Here is a 17,890-nt window from a genome sequence, read left to right on the forward strand (position 1 = left end):
CCGTTTGACTGTGGGAGCGACGTAAGTCGCGAGCTTTTCGCGATTTTCCCGGCTCCGTCATCGCGACTCACGTCGCTCCCACAAGGGGTACTTTGGCTGGCGTCACGTCTTCATCGCATTGACCCTGGCCGTGACCATTGGCCCAGCCGGAGCTAGCGTCGGCCCATCCTTCCGTTTGACTGTGGGAGCGACGTAAGTCGCGAGCTTTTCGCGTTTTCCCCGGCTCCGTCATCGCGACTCACGTCGCTCCCACAAGGGTACTTTGGCTGGCGTCACGTCTTCATCGCATTGACCCTGGCCGTGACCGTCGGCCTAGCCGGAGCGAGCGTTGGCGCATCCTTCCGTTTGACTGTGGGAGCGACGTAAGTCGCGAGCTTTTGTGCGTTTTTCCGGCTCCGTCATCGCGACTCACGTCGCTCCCACAAAGGCAAGAATGGTGGAGGTTACTTCTTCACGACATTGGCCTTGGCCGTGACCTTCTGGCCGGCGGTCAGCATGGCATTGGGGGCCAGGACGACCTGTTCGCCCGGCTTCAGGCCGGAGAGCACTTCGGCTTCGTTGCCCAGGTTGCGGCCCAGCACGACCTTGCGGAACTGCAGCAGCGCGTCGCCGCCGACCACCGCCACCTGCGCGCCGCCGGCGTCCTGCGTCACCGCCGAGACGGGCACCAGCACCGCTGGCACCGCGCGCGGCACCTTCAGGCCGATTTCGCCCAGCATGCCGGCGGGAATGCGCCCTTCCGGATTGGGCAGGCGCAATTCGATGCGCATCGCGCCGACGCTGCTGGAAATGTTCTGCGCGCTGCGCACCACTTCGACCTCGAACGCCTGATCGGCCAGTTCCAGGAAACGCATCTGCCCGGCCATGCCCGGACGCACCTGCAAGGCCGCGTTCTGCGGCACGTCGACCACGATGCGCAGCGGATCCAGCGCGTTGACCTCGAACATCGGCAAGGTCGCCGAGGCCGAATCGCCGACCACGCGATCACCGCGTTCGACATTGCGCGCCACCACCACGCCGTCGAACGGCGCACGCACCACCTGGAAGCCCTGGCGCTCGCGGGCACTGGACAGGCGCGCCTGCGCCGCCGAGGTGGCCGCACGCGCGGCGCTCAGGCTTGCCAGGCGTTCGCTGTGCAGTTCCCTGGAGATGGCGCCGGATCCGACCAGCACGTCGGCGCGATCGAAGTTGGCCTTCGCCAGCGCCTGGTTGGCCTGCGCCAGTTCCAGATCCGCGGCGGCCTCGCGCACCGCCTGATCGACTTCCGGGGTGGCGATCGTCGCCAGCACCTGGCCGGCTTTCACGTGATCGCCGAGGTCCACCCGGCGCTCGCTGACGAAACCGGTGGCAAGCGCATACAGCTTGGCCGACTCGCCGGCTTCGGCGCGCGCCGGCAGCCTCAACTCGGATTGCGGGTCCGCGGCCTTGGCCGGAGTGGTCAACACGTCCGGCACGGCGGTTGCGGGCTGGGTGGCGGCGGAGCTGCGGCCGCAGCCGCTGAGGGTGGCGATGCCGGCCACGACGGCGGCGGCCAGCAACAGGCCGGTAACGGGAACGGTCTTCATGGGGAGACTCCTGCACCGGCGGCGTCGCCGGTGGCGGTGGGGGAGGAAACATCGGAGACGTCGATGGCCCGCGCGGCTTCGGCGCGGCGCTTCTGCCGGCGGCCGACCACGGCCAGGATCGAAGGCACCAGCACCAGCGTGGCCGGGGTGCCGAACAGCAGGCCGCCAATCACCGCGCGGCCCAGCGGCGCGTTCTGCTCGCCGCCGTCGCCCAGTCCGATCGCCATCGGGATGATGCCCAGCACCATCGCGCTGGCGGTCATCAGCACCGGGCGCAGGCGCACGGCGGCGGATTCGTACGCGGCCAGTTCCGGATCGTGGCCGTCGGCGATCAGGCCACGCGCGAAGCTGGTCACCAGCACGCTGTTGGCGGTGGACACGCCGATCACCATCATCAGGCCCATCAGCGCGGGCACGCTCAGCGGCGTGCCGGTGACGAACAGACCGATCGCCGCGCCGGCGATCGCGACCGGCAGGCCGGACATCGCCACCAGCGGCTGGATCCACGACTGGAAGTTGATCACCAGCACCAGGAATACCAGTACCGCCGACATCAGCAGCCCGCCGGCCAGTTCGCCATAGGCGTTCTGCATCTCGCCGGCCTGGCCGGTGATCTCGATCCGGTTGCCCGGCTTCATCCGCGCCTGCACGTCGGCGGTGATGCGGGTCAGGCGCGAGTACACCGACCCCAGGTCAGTGCCCTGCACGTTCGCCAGCACGCTGACGGTCGGGGCAAGCGTGGTGCGGGCGATGCTGGCCGGCACGTTGCGCGGCGTGACGGTGGCGATATTGCGCAGCAGGACCGCCTGCCCTTCCCCGCCGATGCGCAGCGGCATGTTCAGCAGGGTCTCGGCGTCGGGCAGGCTGGCCGGCGGCGCCTGCACCTGCACGGTGTAGGCGATCGCGTTGACGGTGTCGGTCCAGTACACCGGCGTGACCGTGCCGGAGGTGCCGAGCACCGACAGCACCGCGCGGCTGGCCTGCTGCGCGTCCAGGCCCAGCTGGGCGGCGCGGGTGCGATCGATGTGCACGCGGTACTCGGGTAGGTCCAGGATCTGCCGCAGCGCCACGTCGACCGCGCCCGGCTCCTGGCGCAGGCGGCTTTCCACTTCCCGCGCCAGCGCCAGGTTGCCGGGCACGTCGCGCCCGATCAGGCGCACCTCGAAGGCGGCGGCGGCCGAGCCGGCCAGGGTCCGGCTGGTGGCGTCCGGCGGACGCTCGAATACCTTCACGTCGGGGAAGCGCTCGGCCATGCGCTGGCGGATCTGGGCCAGGTAGTCGCGGGTCGGCGCATGCGGCGAGCGCAGCTGCAGCATCAGCTCGGCCTCGAACGATCCGACCACCGCGCTGTCCACCAGCGACAGGTTGATCGCGTCCGGCACGCCGATCTGTTCGTACACGGTCTGCAATTCCCCGGCCGGGATGATCCGCCGGATCTCGCGCTGGATTTCGGTCAGCCGCTGGGTGGTCTGCTCCAGCCGCGTGCCCGAGGGCATGCGCACCTGCAGGCGCAGCTGGCCGGCATCGACCTGCGGGAAGTACTCGCGTCCCAGCAGCGCGCCGGCGCCCACGCCCACCGCGATCACCAGCAGCGCGGCGATCGCCAGCACGCCACCGTGATGGCCCAGCCGCACCAGCAGCGCGTGATGGCGGTCGCGCAGCGCGTCCAGGGTGTGCTCGACCCTGTGGTTGATGCCCAGCAGCAGTTTTTCCGGCGCCCAGCGCGGGTTTTCGCGGCTGCGGATGTCGGCCGGCAGCAGCAGGTAGCACAACACCGGGATCAAGGTGCGCGAGAGCAGGAACGAGGCAATCATCGCGAAGATCACCGCCAGCGCCAGCGGGGTGAACACCCACGCCGACAGGCCGGTCATCAGCAGGATCGGCGTCAGCACGATGCAGATGGAGACCGTGGAGACGAATTCGGGGAACACCACCTCGCGGGCGCTGTCCAGGATCGCCGTGCGCACGTCCTTGCCCAGGGCGATGTTGCGGTTGGTGTTCTCCACGTCCACCACCGCGTTGTCGACCAGGATGCCGATCGCCAGCGCCAGGCCGCCGAGGGTCATCACGTTGAAGGTGTAGCCCAGCAGGTCCAGCATCGCCACGCTGGCCAGCAGCGCCAGCGGGATGGCCGACAGCACGATCAGGCTGGAACGCCAGGAGCCGATGAACACCAGCACCACCAGCGCCACCAGCAGGCCGACCAGCACCGCCTCGTGCTGGATGGAGGCGATGGCATTGTCGACGAACACCGACTGATCGAAGATCGGCGCGATGCGCATGCCCGGCGGCGCCGAGGCCTCGATTTCCGGCAGCCGCTCGCGCACCGCGCGCACGATTTCCACCGCCGAGGCGCCGCCCAGCTTGATCAGCGCCACGGACACCGCGCTGGAGCCGTCCATCCGCGCCACGTTGGTCTGCAACGCACCGCCGTCACGCACCGAGGCGACGTCGCGCACGTACAGCACGACGCCGTTGCGGGTGGCGACCGGCAGGTCGAGGAATTCCTGCACCGAAGCCGGACTGGCGTCGAGCGAGATCTGCAGTTCGCGCGCACCCTCGCGGATGGAACCGGACGGCAGGGTCGGGCTGCCGCGCTCCAGCGCGCCGGTGATGTCGGAAGGCGTCAGGCCGTAGGTCTGCAAGGCGGACGGATTCAGGTCGACCATCACCTGCCGCGCGGCGCCGCCGTAGGGCAGCGTCATGCGGATGCCGGGAATGGTCTGGATCTGCGAGCGCAGTTGCAGGCGCGCGTAGTCGTACAGCTGCGCCTCGGTCAGCGAGTCCGACGACAGCACCAGTTGCAGCACCGGCGTGCTGGACACGTTGTTGCGCACCACCAGCGGCGGCGAAGTGCCCGGCGGCATGCGCCGCAGGATGGTCTGCGACACCGCGGTGATCTGGCCCAGCGCGCGGTCCAGGCTGACGTTGGGCTGGAAATCGATGCGGATGATGCTGGCGCCGTTGATGGTTTCCGAGCGCACTTCCTTCAGGTCATCCACGGTGTTGAGGATGGCCGCCTCGGAGAAGGTGGTGATCTTGGCGGCCATGTCCGCGGCCGACAGGCCGTTGTAGGTCCAGACCAGGTTGATGGACGGAATGCCGACCTCGGGCAGGATGTCGGTCGGCATGCGCCGGGCCGACAGGGTGCCGAACAGCAGGATCAGGATGGCGAGCACCCCGATGGTATAGCGACGGTTGAGCGCGTACTGGACGATCCACATGGGGCGTGCTTCCAACGGCGGGGGAAGCCGGTACGCGGGCGGCGCCGCTGGCGAGCGGGCACCGACCCGCATCGCGAGGCGCGCGGGCGCCTCATCCGGTGGGGGGCCTTTACGTTAGTCGGCTCATCGGCGCACTGGTTAGTACATTGCTGTCCAATGCTTGCCTATTTCTGCAAAACCGCCGCCCGGGCTTTGCACCGCCGCGCCGGGTTCCGAATAATCGGCCTACCCCCACCCCCACGCATCGCCATGAGCGCCAATACTTCCGCGGATACCCTCGCCCAGCGCGCGACCTGCGCGGCGAAGGCCGAACTGGCGGATCGGATTGCCCAATTGGCAACCTCCGACGGCAGCCACGCCACCGTCATCCCGCAACTGCACCTGATGCGGCGCAATTCGCCGACGCCGTGCATTCCCACGGTCTACGAACCGCGCCTGTGCATCGTCGCCCAGGGCAGCAAGGAATCGACCCTGGCCGGGCAGACCTACCGCTATGACCCGCTCAACTACCTGGTGGTGTCGGTGACCCTGCCGATGATCGGCCAGGTCATCGAAGCCACGCCGGAGAAGCCCTACCTGTCGCTGCGCCTGGACATCGACCCGGCGGTGATCGCCTCGCTGATGCTGGACGCCGGCCCGCAACCCACATCCAACCGCCTGGACCCCGGACTCTACGCCGCCAAGGTGACGACCCCGTTACTGGACGCGGTACTGCGGCTGATGCGCCTGCTCGACACCCCGGCGGATCTGCCGGTGCTGGCGCCGCTGGCGATCCGCGAGATCTTCTACCGCGTGCTGGTCGGCGACCTCGGCCACAGCCTGCGCGAGATCGCCGCCGCCGACACCCGCTCGCACCGCATCTCGCGCGCGGTCGCGCACCTGCGCCAGCGCTTCCTGCATCCGCTCAACATCGAGGAACTGGCGCAGTCCGTGCACATGAGCACCTCGTCGCTGCATCACCAGTTCAAGGCGGTCACCACGCTCTCGCCGCTGCAATTCCAGAAACAGCTGCGCCTGCACGAGGCGCGCCGGCTGATGCTGGCCGACGGCATCGACGCGGTCGCCGCCGCGCATCGGGTCGGCTACGAAAGCCCTTCGCAGTTCAGCCGCGAATACAAGCGCCTGTTCGGCGCGCCGCCGCGTTCGGAGATCGGGCAGGTCCGCTTCAACGCGCGCCAGGTCTGAGGTTTCAGGCGCCGGCCTTTTTCCGCAGTTTGGCGGGCCGGGTCATCCGGATCCAGGTCGGCGCGTGATCGCTGGGCTTGGGCAGCCCGCGCACCCAGCGGTCCACGCCCGCCTCCTTCAGGCGCATGGCGGCCGGCGGATTCAGCAGCAGGTGATCGATGCGCAGTCCGGCGTCGCGCTCCCAGTGCTGGCGGAAATAGTCCCAGAACGTATAGACGCGCTTCTCCGGATGCCGCTCGCGAAGCGCGTCGACCCAGCCCGTCTTCAGCAGCTTCGCGTAGCGCTCCCGGCTTTCCGGTTGCAGCAACGCGTCCTTTCGCCAGGAACGCGGGTTGTAGATGTCCTCGTCGGTGGGCACCACGTTGTAGTCGCCGGCCATCACCACCGGCTGTTCCAGCGCGTACAGCTTGCGCGCGTGGCGGATGAAGCGATCGAACCACTTGAGCTTGTAGTCGAACTTCGGCCCCGGTTGTGGATTTCCATTGGGCAGGTACAGGCAGGCCACGCGCAGGTCGAAGGCATCGACTTCCAGATAGCGCGCGTGGCTGTCGCCGGGATCGCCCGGCAGGCTGCGGCGCACCTCCGTGGACGCTTCGCCGCGGGTCAGCACCGCCACGCCATTCCAGGAGCGCTGGCCCACCCAGCGCGCGTGATAACCCTCCGCTTCCAGTTCCGCGCGTGGGAAGCCTTCGTCCACCGCCTTTAGTTCCTGCAGGCAGGCCACGTCTGGTGTCTCCCGCCGCAGCCATGCGATCAGATGCGGCAGGCGGGTGCGGATGCCGTTGACGTTGAATGTCGCCACGGCCAGCGTGCGTCGCCGGTTCATGGCCATCGATGGCCTTCTTTCGGCAGGTCGTCGCGCTGCTGGCGCAGCACGCAGAAGCGGTGTCCGGTCGGCGCCTGCATCACCCACCAGTCCCGGACCTGCGCGACCCGCCGCGCGCCGAGCGCTTCCAGCCGGCGCACTTCCGCTTCCACATCGGTCGATTCGATGTCCAGGTGGACGCGGCTGGGATGCCGGACCGCCTGCAACAGGATGCCCGGCTGGCCCGGCGCGGTGTCGAGCTGTCGATAATGGCCATCGTTCGGATCCGGCAGGCGCCGCCATGGCTGGCCCAGCGCGCCGGACCAGAACCCGGCCGCGGCATCCAGTTCCGGCTGCCGGCAATCGATGACCAGTTGTGCCAGGCGGCTGCGGTGCATGCCCTACTCTCCATGCGGGTGTGCTTCCAACCTAGGGTCGGCACCATCACGGACGGGTGAAAAGCGCGCGCCTTCACGTGCCGCTGGCATCGCCCGAACGATGCTGCGGGCAGATGCCACCGGAGACACCGCTTGGTTTCGCGCCTTTCCACTCCGCCCGCGCCCGCCGCGCTGCTGATCATCGACATGATCAACTTGTTCGACTTTCCGGGCGGTGCGGCCCTGGCGCGCCAGGCCCGGCCGCTGGCGCGTCGCCTGCAGGCGCTCAAGCAGCGCTTCCACCAGGCTGGCGCGCCGGTCGTCTACGTCAACGACAATTTCATGCACTGGCAGGCCGACTTCAAGGAACTCGTCGCGATCTGCGCGCATCCGCGCGCGCCCGGCGCCGAAATCGCCGAACGCCTGCGCCCGGGACCCGAGGACTACTACGTCCTCAAGCCCAAGCATTCGGCCTTCCTGTGCACCCCATTGGCGCTTTTGCTGGCGAAACTGGGCGTGCGCCGGCTGGTGCTCACCGGCATCGCCGCCGACGCCTGCATCCTGGCGACCGCGATGGATGCGCATGCGCGCGAATACGCGCTGGAAATTCCCCGTGACGGCGTGGCCTCGCGCACCCCGCGCCTGCGTGATCTCGCGCTGGCGACCCTGCAGGGAGCCGCAGGCATCGGCATCAGCCGGGTGTCGCGCGTCCGGCCCTGAGGGCGGGCCACATCACTCCGGGACGTAGCCGGTCAGCAGCGCTCGCTCCCATTCCGGTCGCCCGCGTTTGCGCGCCAGCCGGGCCATCGCGAGGTGGTCATAGGGCAAGGCGATGTGCTCCACCTGCCAACCGTGCGCGCCCTTCTCCAGGATCGCGTAGCGCGCATCCGGTGAACCGTTTTCGACCACATAGGGCACAGGATGATCGTCGCGATACGCCTGCAGGCCGACGCTACCGGGATTGAACAGCAGTTGCCCGGCCGGCGTACGCAGCGCGCGCGGCACGTGGGTGTGCCCGCACGCAATGACGGGAGCGGTTTCGCCCGCCAGGCGTCGAACCACTTCCTCCGCCGAGGCCATCCGCGTCCCCGGCCCCACCACCGTTTCCAGCAAGTGTTCGCAATCGCTGCGCGGGGTTCCGTGGCACAGCAACAACTCGTCGTCCACGCGCACGCAGGACTCCAGCGAGCGCAACCAGTCCAGTTCCGCCTCGCCCAGTTGCGAGGCCGCGTGGCGATCCGATTCCCCGCCCCGCCCGTCACGCAGCAGTTCCAGGATCTGGCGCTCGTGGTTGCCGGCCAGCGACAGCCAGCCGGAATCCATCAGGAAGCGGGCGGTCTCGCGCGGCAGCAGCGGCCCGGACAGGTTGTCGCCCAGGTTGACCACCCGCGCCATGTCACGGCGGCGGATGTCCGCCGCCACCGCCTCCAGTGCGGCGATGTTGCCATGGATGTCGGAGACGACGGCGATGCGGGCCATGCGGACACCAGCGTGTCGGGAGGCCGGTGAATCTAGCAGAATGCTGCGCCGCGGACGGTGCGATACTGCGACGCCACCGTCCGCGGACCGGTCCCGCTCGTCCGCCGCCGGGAACACGGACATGACCGCCGCTGGAGAACATCATGAGCATCGAAGTGCGTGGCGTGTGCGCCTTGCTGCAGGTTTTCGACATGCCGACCTCGGTCCGCTTCTATCGCGACGTGCTGGGGTTCGAGATCGTCCAGACCTCGGCACGCGAGGGCGACCGGTTCGACTGGGGATTGCTGCGGCTGGGCGAGGCGGAGCTGATGCTGAACACGGCATACGAGGCGGATGACCGGCCGGCATCGCCGGATCCTGCACGCCTGTCGCAGCATCGCGACGTCTGCCTCTACTTCGGTTGCCCCGATCCGGACGCGGCCTACCGGCAGTTGCGGGAGCGCGGTGTCGACGTGGAGCCCCCCAAGGTGGCGCCGTATGGGATGAAGCAGTTGTACGTCAGCGATCCGGATGGCTTCCTGCTGTGTTTCCAGTGGCCGGCGGAATAAGCCGTCCCTGTTGCCGCAGCCATGATCGGCATCGCCCGGCGGTTGTCCTGATCGTCGACATTCGATCATCGTGCACTCGGCAGATGATCGATGCCGTCCAAACTGTCCATTCACCGGCAACGCTGATACTGTTTCCGCCCACAAAAAATCACCGTTCCCGGAAGAGGTTCCATGTTCAGCCACGTTACCGTCGGTGTCAGCGATCTGGATGCCGCGGCCGCGTTCTACGACGCGATCCTGTTGCCGCTGGGTTTGCGGCAGCGTGAAGTGATACCGGATGGTGGCCCCGCGGCCCGCTGCTGGATCAAGCCGGGCCAGGCATTGCCCCGGTTCTATGCCTATCAACCGTTCGATCGGCAGCCCGCCAGCGCAGGCAACGGCAGCATGCTGGCATTCCTCGCCGGTGATGAGCAGCAGGTGCGGCAGGCTTATGCCGCCGGCCTGCTGGCGGGTGGCAGAAGTGAAGGCGAGCCCGGTGAGCGCCCGCACTACGGCAAAGGCTATTTCGGCGCCTACCTGCGCGATCCCGATGGCAACAAGATCCATCTGGTCCATCGTGGGGATCTGGCGTGATGAAGTGTTCGGTCTACATCGCCGCCAGCGTGGACGGCTACATTGCCGGAGCGGATGGCGATATCGATTGGCTGCTGCGCCCCGAATACGCCGTCTCCCTGCTCAACGGGCTCAGCTACGAAGCCTTCATCGCCGATGTCGACGTCCTGGTGATGGGACGTCATACCTACGACAAGGTCCGCACCTTACCAGAGTGGCCCTATGGCGCCCTGCCGGTCGTCGTGCTGTCGTCGCGACCGCCTGACACCTCCGCCGGCCAGCCCGCCGACGTGCGATGGATGAGCGGTTCACCGGAAGAAATCACCCGGCGACTGGCCGAAGAAGGATGCCGCCATCTATATATCGACGGCGGCAACACCGTGCAACGCTTCCTGCGGGCCAGACTGATCGATGAGCTGACCATCACCCGCGTCCCACTGCTGCTGGGCAATGGCATACCGCTGTTCGGTGCCGATGTCCCCGAACAAAACCTGCGCCTGATCGCGGCAACGCATTCCGAAAATGGTTTCGTCCAGGAACGCTACGCCGTTCAGCACCCGCGGTAGCGCGCCGTCCTCAAGCGCTTTGCGCGCCGCAAGGCAATGGAGGCTCCCTTTCTTCGCATCGCCTTGCCGTAGTGGCCCGGACATGCCTGTCGCGCGGAATGGCTACTCCGATGCGAGAGGTTCCGGTGATGCCACCAGGGCGCCTGTGTCCGGCCCGGCCCACACGCTGTCACGCGGACCGAAGCGCGCGCGCCGTCGTGCATGCAGCGCCATCAGCATCAGCGCGCCGGCTCCCAGCAACGCGATGCCATCCACCCATGGCAGAACGCCCGGCGGGAACCACGCGCCCCCCAGATGCCAACGACCGGCCAGACTGCTGAGCGGAATCAGCAGGGTGGTCGCCGCGGCGAACAGCGCCAGTTCCGACGACGCGCGACCGGCGCCACGCAGGAACGCCCATCCGATCGTCCCCAGGAACACCGCGTAGTAGACGATGCGATGCCACAGCGCCGGATCCTCGACGCGCCCCGGCAGCCATTTGGCCGCGGCGAGCGTGGCGGAGATGCCGGCCACGCAACCCAGCGCCACGCCCACGGTCAGGCAGGCCATCACCCGGCTCGAACGGCGCTGCGCGACGATACCCTGGCCACGTTCCTTCCTGCGCCGCGACTCCAGCCAAAGCACGTTGCCGGTGTAGAACAGCATCGCCCCGGCCAGGCCCAGCAGGAAATAGGCCCAACGCACGGGCAGGCCACCGAAGTTGCCGAAGTGCAGGCTGAAGAAGCTGGCGATCGCGGTCTCGTAGCCCGCATGGCGCCCGGGAATGTCGTCGCGGTGCAGTTCACCGGTATAGGGATTGGCGCCGACCAGGGTGGAGATGCGGCCACGGATCGGATGGCGCGGATCCACGCCCTCCAGCCGCGCCTGGGTCACCCCGCCACGGCTCTGGTAGTTCACCGCCAGCACCTCGAAGCCCGGCGCCTGCAACCCCGCCTGCCGTACCAGCTCGGCCGGCGCCAGTACCTGTGCGCCGGGTGGCCGTTCCGGAGGCGGCTCCCTGCCCCATTCGATCGCGGTCGGATACACCGCCCGTTCCTGCAGATCGTAGAACTGGTCGTGGAAGGCGAACACCACGGCGGTGAGCGCCATCACGATGTGGAATGGCAGACTCAGGATACCCAGCGCGTTGTGCGCGTCCAGCCACATGCGCTTGAGGTTGTGGCCAATGCGCAGCGCGAACAGATCCTTGACCAGGGTCGGCAGCAGGACGATCACGCCGGACACCAACGCCACGCAGTACAGCAGCGCGATGACGCCCATGATCGGCATCGCCACTTCGTGCGGGAACGGCAGGCCGACCTGCTGGTGCAGAACGTCGATCCATTCGGCGACTTCGGCCCTCTCCAGCGCCTGGGTCCGCAGATGGCCGTCGCCATCCAGCGACGCGGCGAAGCTGGCGACCTCGCCACGGCGCTCGCCTCGCACGTGCCACAGCATCCGCGCCGGCATGTCCGGGGTGGGCGTGACGCGGATTTCGTAGTCGCGCGCGGCTTCCGGATGCGCGGCGACGGTGGCGGCGATGAGTTCGGGCGCCCGTTCCAGCGGCACGGCGGGCGCGAGTTGGCTCGGTGGACTGGCCCAGCGCTCGATCGGTTTTTCGAACATGGTCAGCGCGCCGGCATAGAACGCGATGAACAGGCACAGCCCACTGAGGATGCCCACCCAGATATGGACGTCCTTGTAGACCTTGATGATGTCGTTGCGGATGCGCATGCGAAAAACCGGTGGAAGGAGTCAACCCAGCAGCCCGCGGCTGGCATGCAGCAGGCCGAACGCCAGCGCGTTGGCCAGTGACAGCCACAGCCACGCGCGCAACGGGGTGCGGAACAGGAACACGAAACCCAGCACGACCGTCCAGATAGGCGCCATCAGCCACATGTTGAATTGCAGCTTGCCCGGCCCGCCGGCGATGCCGCCCGGTCCCCACCAGGCAAACAGGCCCGACAGCGCCAGCGCCAAACCGAAGCCCAGCAGCAGGCCCGCGCAACTCTTGCCCAGCCAATGCCGGCTCTGCAGTTTCGGCGCGGCCCGGCTCATCGCGCCGCCCTCTTGCGGTTGCGCGCGCGCCATGCGCCGAGGAACGGCATCAGCGACCACACCAGCATCAGCAGGGTCAGCCAAGTGAACGTGGCGGCGAGCGCGCCCAGCAATTGCAACAGCGCCAGCAGCGAGATCAGCAGGCACAGGCCGCCCGGCCAGCCGCGCGCACGCGCCGGCCACGGCCCGGCGGCGCGCCACGCCTGTTGCGGCGAGGCCAGGTAAAGCAGCGCGGCACCGGCGATGCCGGTGCCCGCGGCCAATGCGATCAGGATGGAATTCATGGCGGCGCCATGCCTGCGAACGCGGGCAGGAACAATGGCAATGACGCGCCCAGCGTCTGTCCGTGCGAAAGACCCGGCAGCGGGACGTAGCGCGCTTCCACGCCACGCGCCCGTTGCCGCTCCACCAGATCCTTCGCCGCGCCCGGTGGTACCGCGTCGCGTGCGCGCCGCATCGGGGCGTGATCCGGTCGGTCGGCGTTTGCGGGTCGGGGTTCGGCTTCGATGGCCCCCACCCCAACCCTCCCCCGCACGCGGGGGAGGGAGCTGTCTTCGTCGTTTGCGGGTCGGGGTTCGGCTTCGGTGACCCCCACCCCGGCCCTCCCCCGCACGCGGGGGAGGGAGCTGTCTTCGTCGTTTGCGGGTCGGGGTTCGGCTTCGGTGGCCCCCGCCCCGGCCCTCCCCCGCAGGCGGGGGAGGGAGTCATTGGGCATCCCGCTTTCGCCCCTTCCCCCACTTGCGGGGGAAGGCTGGGATGGGGGCGCCTTTCCCGAAGCGGCATCAGCGCCGTTCTCACCCGCCGCCAACCACAACGTCACAGCCGTGGCGGATGCAGCATTGCCGGCCTCCTTCAACAGATACCCCTCCCCCCACCACAACGAAGGATCCACCGCCGCATAGGTGGCAAACGCATCCGGCCGCGAGAACAGCGCATGCAACACGAACACGCCGCCGTAGGAATGTCCCCAGATCGCCTGCCGCGCATCGTCCAGTGGCACCACCTGGCGCACGCGCTCGCGCGCGGCGCCGGTGAGGAGGTCGAGGAAACCGTCGGCGCCACCGTTGCGCCGCCCCAACGGATCGACCTGCGCGGCCTCCCCGCCAGGCAGGCGCGGGGTGTAATCATGCGCGCGCGCCGCGCTGTCGATGCGCAGATCGTTGTCGTGGGCGACGAACACCAGCAGCGGCGGCGAAGGTGCCTTCGCCAATGCCTGCAACAGGGTTGCCGGCGTCTCCATCAGCGCCGCGTTGCCGTCCAGCAGCCAGACCGCCGGATAGCCCGTCGCGGGTGGCGGCGCCAGCGGAATCGCGAGGTTGAACCGGTATCCCTGCCCGCCTGCTTCGGCTGGCAGGATGACGCGTTCGAAGCGGTATCCCGGCGCGCCCGTATCGGCGACGGTGGTACCGATGCGCCGGCTCAGGTCCGGCTGCGCGACCACAGGCATCGCCGTCGCCAGCAACACGGCCGCGATGAGGACAAGCAGCGCCCTCACCAGCTGAACCTCGCCGTCGCCGTCACCGTGCGGCCACTGCCGTAGTAGCAGGAAGAGACGCCCCCGCAGGTCGACACGTACAGTTTGTCCGACAGGTTGCTGACGTTGAGGCTGAACTGCGTATGCACGCCACCGAGATCGCCCAGGTCGTAGCGCAGGGCCGCATCGAACAGCGTGTAGGCGGGAATCCGGTACACGTTGGCGCTGTCGCCGTAGCTTTCGCCGTTGTAGCGCACGCCCGCCGCCAGGCTCAGTCCGCCCAGCGCACCGCCCTGGAAGGTGTAATCCGCCCACAGCGAGGCGGTGTAGTCCGGCACCATCGCGATCTGCTTGCCCTGGTAGAGATCGCTGCGGGTCATTTCCGAGTCCATCCGGGTCGCCGCGCCGATCACGCTGAAGCCTTCCAGCGGGGTGATGCGGCCTTCCAGTTCGATGCCGCGCACGCGTCCCTCGCCATCCTGGATGGAACAGCGATCCTGGCCGGTGGCACCGCAGTTGCTGTGCGCGGTATCCGGATCCTGGGTCAGCACGTTCTGCTGGCGCAGGTCGTACACCGACAACGTCACCAGGCCATCGAAACCGGCGGGCTGGTACTTCAGGCCCGCCTCCCACTGTTTTCCGGTGATCGGATCGAATGGCGTGCGGGTGAAACTCTGCAACACGCTGGTGGTGGACGGCTGGAACGACTCGGCGTAGCTCACGTACGGCGTGAGTCCGTTGTCGAACAGGTACACCACGCCGGCACGGCCGGTGAAAGCCTCGGCGTCCAGCTGCGTGCGCGTCCACGGACCGGTAACGCCGGTGGCCACGGTGTGGGTGGCGGTCGCGGTGTCGTCCTTGGTCCAGTCGTAGCGGCCACCGAGAGTGAAGCGCCAGTTGTCCAGCGCGATCTGGTCCTGCAGGTACACGCCGGTCTGGCGGTTGATGCCACGCGACAGGCTGATGCTGCGGGTGACCGGGACGTAACCGGTGTAGACCGGACGGAAGATGTCGATCGGCGCGGGATTGGTCATCGCTCCACGCTGGGCGTCCCAATCGGCCTTCTGCCAGTCCATGCCCAGCAGCAGCGTGTGCGAGGCCGCGCCGGTGTCGAACTTGCCCTGCAGGCGGGTATCGACGGTATCACCATCCGAGTCGCCCGTGCCCCAGGTCGCGCGCCGGTTCTGGGTACGGCCATCGGGATTGAGGCCGCCACTGGTGACTACCGTGCGGAACAGCGAGTCCACATGCGTGCGCCGCGCGCTCTGGCCCACCGTCCAGTTCGCGTTGAAGGCGTGCTCGAACAGCCAGCCGGCGGTCCAGATGGTGCGATCAAAGGTGTTCCAGTCCGGTTCGCCGATGAAGGTGGTGTTCTTCATCCGGCCATAGCGGGTCGGTCGCAGGGTGCCGTCCATTGGCAGGAACTGGTAGGTCGAACCGCCGTCGTCCTTCTGATAGAGCCCCAGCAGGGTCAGGCGGGTGCGCTCGGCAATCTGCCAGCTGTAGCTGGGTGCGAGGAAGCCATGCTTCTGTTCGGTGTGCTTGATCTGTGTGTCGCCGTCGCGATACAGGCCGACCAGGCGGAACAGATGCGCATCGCCCTGCTTGCCCGCGCCGACGTCGAACGCGGCGCTGGCCTGGCCGTGACCATCCACGCCGATGCGCAGCTGCTGCTCCGCATCCGGCCGCGGCGTCTTGCTGACCTGGTTGACCATGCCGCCCGGGGCGACCTGGCCATACATCACCGCGGACGGCCCCTTCAACACTTCCACCCGTTCCAGGTTCCAGCTGTCGAACATGGTCCGGTTCCACTGCCCGCCCTGCGGCGCGCGCATCCCGTCGAGGGTGACGTTGTTGCTCCAGCTGCCGGCATCGAAGCCGCGGATGCGGAAATCGTCGACGCGATTGTCGATACCGGTGCTTTCCAGGCTGACACCGGCCACGTAGCGCATGGCGTCGTTGAGGTTCTGCACGCCGCGCGCATCCAGTTCCTCGCGCGCGATCACCGACACCGACTGCGGCGTCTCGGCGATGGTGGTATCGGTCTTGGTCGCGCCTTGCGCGTGGGAAGTGGTCCGGTAGGCGTTGACCCGGACGGTATCGAGCGTGGTGGGCGCGGGGGCGTCCGCCTCGCCCGCCGACGGCAACGTGGTCTGCGCCGTGGCGGCGCCGGACAATGCCAGAAGCGAGGCGAGGGGGAGGGAAAGCGGGGTGCGCGCGAAAGCGCGCCGTTGCATGCTGGACACGGAACCAACCTGGAATGAAGAGGTTGGCTGACTGCGTCCGCAGCGGCTATTGGGGCAATTCTACCTTGATGAGAATGATTCGCAATTGATTTGAGTCAAGCCGGCGCTCGGTTGTGGCGGGAAAGCCTGTCCCCCGTCGTCCCGGCGAACGCCGGGCCCCATTTTTTCGCGCGAGTGGGAACCACTGGAATACCGCGGCATCACGCAAAGAGCGATTCCAGCATTTGCTGGAGTGACGAGGACTGGGATTTGGCCCCTCAGACCGCCCGCAGCATCAGGAACAGGCGGACGCTGTAGTACCCGTCCTGCGCCGCCCAACCTGCTGACGCCAATGCCTGTTCGCCCACATCCCACGGCTCGCTGTCGCGCAAGGCCTCGACGGTGAACGCACCATTGAGATTGCAGAAGAAAAACCGGAACCAGTGCGTATGCCCCGCCAGCGGCTCGGCGCGGATGGCAGCTTCCAGCCGCGCGAACAGCCCGTCAGGTATCGGCGGCTGCATGCCCGCCGAACCACGCGTGCCGAAGTTGCCGATGTGCGCGGCGTAGTCCCTGTCGCCGATTGACCAGGTCTCCACCGTCACCTGCTCCTCATCCACCTGACCCCAGAGCGCCGACAGCAACACATGGAAGGAATTGCGGGTGAAATTGGCCAATCCGTCATTGAGTCCATCCTCGCCCTCGCCGATACCGGCGAAGTTCTCCTCGACGATGGTCTTGTCCGGCAGCACCACGTGCACGTCCAGTCGTCCGGTCGTTTCGCCTGGATGCCAGACCGCGCGCATCGCCGGCAGCTCGCCGTTCGGCGCGATCCAGTCGCCCTCCACCACATGGGCGATGCCATGGCCGTCGAACAGTTGGGACAGCGCTTCGGTAACGGTGGAGGTAATCATCAAGGCTTCACTTCATTTCCAGCCGCCATCATCGCGGCTACCACCCGTTCCGCCAAGCACCCCAAACTACACATCCGAACCCTTCCCCCGCTTGCGGGGGAAGGTGCCCGAAGGGCGGATGGGGGCACGCGACGCCATGAAGCGGAGCTGGCTCGGCCACCACCCAAGCCACAAACGCCGAGCAAGCTCGGCGCTACACCGCCCCACCATCCTCCTTCCGCCGGCTGAAAACCAATACGCCCTCGCCCACCGTGACCTGCAATTCATCGCCCACGGCGAATCCGCATTGCTCCAACCATCGCCCCGACAGCCGCAACATCGGCACCGCACGTCCCACCAACTGCTCGCCCCGACGCTCGTCGTAGTATTGGTAACCCACCGTGCAGCGCCGGGGAATGCGGAATCGCGGACGCGGCGTTGGTGTTTCCGGCGCAGTACGGAGTTCGGTGATAGCTGGCGATGCGGCCTTCGCCGGTCCGGGCGACTTTGACCGGCCAACGCAACGTTCGGCGGCGGAGTCGGGAGCGCTCGACACGGACACTGCAACCTTGCGGGTCCGCGTGTTCTTCTGTTGGGGAGACATCATGTCTGGATTCCTTGTGGAGTGAAGAATCCGCCGCTCCCGCTGCTAAACGAAGGCGACGGACGGTGCGCGGTTAGCAGACCGGTCCACAAGAACCGGCAGACCTTGCGGTCTCCGCGCACCGCCCGCCATGAAACGGGCATGCCCATGCACCGATATTCGGGCACAAGAAAAGCGCCGATCATCGGAGATGGGCGCTGGTGCGCCTTGTGGTTGCGGGCTGCTAAACCCGTCTGCCGGATTGATGGCAGCATTGCGATGTTGCGACGACACACAGCGAAGATCAAGCACATAGAGCGGAGTTGCTCCGCCCCCTGGCAAACGTCACGCGGTCCCTTCCCCCGCTTGCGGGGGAA

17 protein-coding genes are annotated in these 17,890 nt (G+C 67.7%); 5 read left to right on the forward strand and 12 right to left on the reverse strand.

Translation table 11 applies throughout. The features are described 5' to 3' along the window. Positions 1-443: 443 nt before the first annotated feature. Together IQ458_RS11795 and IQ458_RS11800 are read right to left on the reverse strand one after the other, a co-directional pair. The gene (locus tag IQ458_RS11795) at positions 444-1,565 is read right to left on the reverse strand and encodes an efflux RND transporter periplasmic adaptor subunit (protein WP_203322921.1); all 1,122 of its coding nucleotides are present in this window, start codon (positions 1,563-1,565) and stop codon (positions 444-446) included. Next, on the reverse strand, positions 1,562-4,789 hold the full coding sequence (locus IQ458_RS11800; RefSeq protein ID WP_203322922.1) for an efflux RND transporter permease subunit: 3,228 nt from the start codon (positions 4,787-4,789) through the stop codon (positions 1,562-1,564). The genes IQ458_RS11795 and IQ458_RS11800 overlap by 4 nt, the downstream gene beginning before the upstream one ends. Positions 4,790-5,038: 249 nt before the next feature. Between IQ458_RS11800 and IQ458_RS11805 the strand changes: the two genes are divergently transcribed. Further along, a complete protein-coding gene (locus IQ458_RS11805) occupies positions 5,039-5,974 on the forward strand; it encodes an AraC family transcriptional regulator (RefSeq protein ID WP_183637886.1) in 936 nt (311 codons plus the stop codon). A gap of 4 nt (positions 5,975-5,978) precedes the next feature. On the opposite strand, the gene xth is transcribed toward IQ458_RS11805, so the two are convergent. Further along, positions 5,979-6,800 carry an exodeoxyribonuclease III gene (xth, locus tag IQ458_RS11810; protein WP_203322923.1) on the reverse strand — a complete coding sequence of 274 codons (822 nt, stop codon included), beginning with the start codon at positions 6,798-6,800 and terminating at the stop codon, positions 5,979-5,981. Further along, complete coding sequence (locus IQ458_RS11815) at positions 6,797-7,177, reverse strand: VOC family protein (protein WP_203322924.1); 381 nt, start codon at positions 7,175-7,177, stop codon at positions 6,797-6,799. Before IQ458_RS11815 ends, xth begins: the two co-directional genes overlap by 4 nt. 132 nt (positions 7,178-7,309) lie before the next feature. Here IQ458_RS11815 and IQ458_RS11820 point away from each other — a divergent pair, with 132 nt between their 5' ends. Then, the gene (locus tag IQ458_RS11820) at positions 7,310-7,876 is read left to right on the forward strand and encodes a cysteine hydrolase family protein (protein WP_225562522.1); all 567 of its coding nucleotides are present in this window, start codon (positions 7,310-7,312) and stop codon (positions 7,874-7,876) included. 12 nt (positions 7,877-7,888) lie between these two features. Here the strand turns inward: IQ458_RS11820 and IQ458_RS11825 are convergent, their stop codons facing one another. Further along, on the reverse strand, positions 7,889-8,635 hold the full coding sequence (locus tag IQ458_RS11825; RefSeq protein ID WP_203322925.1) for a metallophosphoesterase family protein: 747 nt from the start codon (positions 8,633-8,635) through the stop codon (positions 7,889-7,891). A 143-nt stretch (positions 8,636-8,778) separates the two neighbouring features. Here IQ458_RS11825 and IQ458_RS11830 point away from each other — a divergent pair, with 143 nt between their 5' ends. The 3 genes from IQ458_RS11830 to IQ458_RS11840 all read left to right on the forward strand — a co-directional run bounded on the left by IQ458_RS11830 (position 8,779) and on the right by IQ458_RS11840 (position 10,301). Then, entirely contained in the window at positions 8,779-9,183 is a 405-nt protein-coding gene (locus tag IQ458_RS11830) for a VOC family protein (RefSeq protein WP_203322926.1), read from the forward strand. Positions 9,184-9,354: 171 nt separating this feature from the next. Beyond that, positions 9,355-9,756: a VOC family protein gene (locus tag IQ458_RS11835; RefSeq protein ID WP_192199417.1), complete on the forward strand. Its 402-nt coding sequence runs from the start codon at positions 9,355-9,357 to the stop codon at positions 9,754-9,756. Further along, on the forward strand, positions 9,756-10,301 hold the full coding sequence (locus tag IQ458_RS11840; protein WP_203322927.1) for a dihydrofolate reductase family protein: 546 nt from the start codon (positions 9,756-9,758) through the stop codon (positions 10,299-10,301). Before IQ458_RS11835 ends, IQ458_RS11840 begins: the two co-directional genes overlap by 1 nt. Before the next feature lie 102 nt (positions 10,302-10,403). Here the strand turns inward: IQ458_RS11840 and IQ458_RS11845 are convergent, their stop codons facing one another. The 7 genes from IQ458_RS11845 to IQ458_RS19595 all read right to left on the reverse strand — a co-directional run bounded on the left by IQ458_RS11845 (position 10,404) and on the right by IQ458_RS19595 (position 17,537). Continuing rightward, on the reverse strand, positions 10,404-12,014 hold the full coding sequence (locus tag IQ458_RS11845) for a PepSY-associated TM helix domain-containing protein (RefSeq protein WP_203322928.1): 1,611 nt from the start codon (positions 12,012-12,014) through the stop codon (positions 10,404-10,406). Positions 12,015-12,035: 21 nt separating this feature from the next. Beyond that, positions 12,036-12,338, reverse strand: a complete 303-nt coding sequence (locus IQ458_RS11850) for a hypothetical protein (RefSeq protein WP_235996796.1) — start codon at positions 12,336-12,338, stop codon at positions 12,036-12,038. Then, the gene (locus tag IQ458_RS11855) at positions 12,335-12,622 is read right to left on the reverse strand and encodes a hypothetical protein (RefSeq protein ID WP_203322929.1); all 288 of its coding nucleotides are present in this window, start codon (positions 12,620-12,622) and stop codon (positions 12,335-12,337) included. The genes IQ458_RS11850 and IQ458_RS11855 overlap by 4 nt, the downstream gene beginning before the upstream one ends. Beyond that, positions 12,619-13,833, reverse strand: a complete 1,215-nt coding sequence (locus IQ458_RS11860) for an alpha/beta hydrolase-fold protein (protein WP_203322930.1) — start codon at positions 13,831-13,833, stop codon at positions 12,619-12,621. The genes IQ458_RS11855 and IQ458_RS11860 overlap by 4 nt, the downstream gene beginning before the upstream one ends. Further along, positions 13,830-16,049 (reverse strand): TonB-dependent siderophore receptor, encoded by a 2,220-nt coding sequence (locus tag IQ458_RS11865; RefSeq protein ID WP_203322931.1) that lies wholly within the window; start codon positions 16,047-16,049, stop codon positions 13,830-13,832. Before IQ458_RS11865 ends, IQ458_RS11860 begins: the two co-directional genes overlap by 4 nt. 266 nt (positions 16,050-16,315) lie before the next feature. Next, the gene (locus tag IQ458_RS11870; protein WP_183637917.1) at positions 16,316-16,951 is read right to left on the reverse strand and encodes a DUF6348 family protein; all 636 of its coding nucleotides are present in this window, start codon (positions 16,949-16,951) and stop codon (positions 16,316-16,318) included. Between the two features lie 193 nt (positions 16,952-17,144). Next, a complete protein-coding gene (locus IQ458_RS19595; RefSeq protein WP_235996797.1) occupies positions 17,145-17,537 on the reverse strand; it encodes a SymE family type I addiction module toxin in 393 nt (130 codons plus the stop codon). Positions 17,538-17,890 lie beyond the last annotated feature (353 nt).

The organism is Pseudoxanthomonas beigongshangi, from assembly GCF_016820515.1.
Taxonomy (GTDB): Bacteria; Pseudomonadota; Gammaproteobacteria; order Xanthomonadales; family Xanthomonadaceae; genus Pseudoxanthomonas_A; species Pseudoxanthomonas_A beigongshangi.